A 1750-nucleotide genomic window follows, 5' to 3' on the forward strand; every position below is an offset into this window, starting at 1 on the left:
TCCAGACGCCCTCCCAGCGCTCCACCGCCCCGACCCCTGGCGCCTGGAAGATGCACCGCCCGACTACATCGACAAAATGCTGCGCGCCATCGTGGGCATCGAGCTGGCGGTGGAGCGCTGGGAGGGCGTCTGGAAGGTGAGCCAGAACCGCGTCGACACGGACCGCGCAGGCGTGGTGCAGGGCCTGATGGCCGAGGGAACACCGGCGGCTGCGGACATGGCTGCCTTGGTGCGGGCTGCGCTGGTGGTCTAGTGTCCGGCGTTGGAGATTCGTTTCATAGAGACGCCGAGATACGCCGCCATGCAGCGTGGCAATCCTCGCGATACCTCCGGGTATCGCTGTGGTTTGCGCCTTGCCCTGACCCAAAAATCCATCGGTTTCAACTGTGCCGTCCAGCGTGCAACACCACACTAGCGGGCGAAGAATGCTACAAAATATATAGCTATTTGTGCTTGATAGACGCGCGGAAACGGCCATTTTTTATTGGATTTTCCCCGCCGCAGCTCCTCATGCCCCTCATCCCTCGAGCATCTCCACCCGCAGCGTCACCACGGGCCCGGCCACAGCGGGGTGTGCGGCCAGCGCGTGCACGGCCATGTCCACAATGCCCTGTGCCACCACGTCCGTCAGCACCAGCACCTGTGGGCCTGCACCTGCGGGCGTGGATTTTTCGCGCGCCAGCTCCACACGCTGCACCGGCAACTGCTGCGCTGCCAACCAGGCGCCTACAGCCTCGATCTGCTGGGCCTGGTGCACGGGTACACGCAGATAGTGGCGCGTGTGCACGGCGGCGCGCGGCAACACGGCCAGCCCTTCGTTGACCGCATCCGCGTGGAAACCCAGGTGCGGCACACGTTGCGCGGCGTGCGTGCCTTGCAGCCGTGCCACATCCACCAGGTCGGCAATCACGGCCGATGCTGTCTGCTCCGACCCCGCACCCGCACCGTAGTACATCGTCACGCCCGAGGCATCGCCCTTGACCATCACCGCGTTCATCGAGCCATTCACCTGCGCCAGCAAGTGCGTGGCGGGCACCAACGCGGGCTGCACGCGCAGTTCCACGCCGTCGGTGTCACGGCCCATGCGGCGCTTGGCCACGCCCAGCAGCTTGATGCGAAAGCCCAGCTGCTCGGCGCAGGTCACGTCCAGCCCCTGCAGCGCGGTGATGCCTTCCACCTGCGCATCGGCAAACCGTACCGGCATGCCAAACGCATTGGCTGCCAGCAGCGAGATCTTGTGGGCAGCATCGAAGCCTTCGATGTCAAACGTCGGGTCCGCCTCGGCATAGCCCAGCGCCTGCGCTTGCGCCAGCGCCTCGGCAAAGCCCAGCCCCTCATCGCGCATCTTGCTCAGGATGAAATTGGTGGTGCCGTTGATGATGCCCGCCACCCACTCGATGCGGTTGGCCGTGAGGCCCTCGCGCAGCGCTTTCACGATGGGGATGCTCACCGCCACCGCGCCCTCATACGCCACGGCTACGCCGTGCTGGCGGGCGGCGGCAAAGACCTCGTTGCCATGCTCGGCCAGCAGCGCCTTGTTGGCGGTGACCACATGCTTGCCCGCACGGATGGCGGCCAGCACCCAGTCGCGCGCAGGGCCGGTGCCACCTGCGGCCTCCACCAGCACATCCACATCGGGGTGCGTGGCGACCTGCATGGGGTCGTTGGTCAGGGCCACGTCCTTGCCCACCACACTCATGGCGCGGGCCAGGCTGCGAGCGCACACCACCACCAGCTTGATGCCCCGGCC

At 66.4% G+C, this 1750-nt stretch carries 2 protein-coding genes; one reads left to right on the plus strand and one right to left on the minus strand.

Annotated features, from left to right (window positions below; translation table 11 throughout):
* The coding region (locus tag DBR12_RS07390; RefSeq protein WP_199226656.1) for an FMN-binding negative transcriptional regulator at positions 1–253 on the plus strand (253 nt) is incomplete at its 5' end.
* A gap of 264 nt (positions 254–517) precedes the next feature.
* Here DBR12_RS07390 and DBR12_RS07395 read toward each other — a convergent pair.
* A partial coding sequence (locus DBR12_RS07395) for a homoserine dehydrogenase (protein WP_108616667.1) occupies positions 518–1750 on the minus strand: 1233 nt, incomplete at its 5' end.

Origin of the sequence: Acidovorax sp. HMWF029, from assembly GCF_003060895.1 — a bacterium.
Taxonomy (GTDB): Bacteria; Pseudomonadota; Gammaproteobacteria; order Burkholderiales; family Burkholderiaceae_C; genus Acidovorax.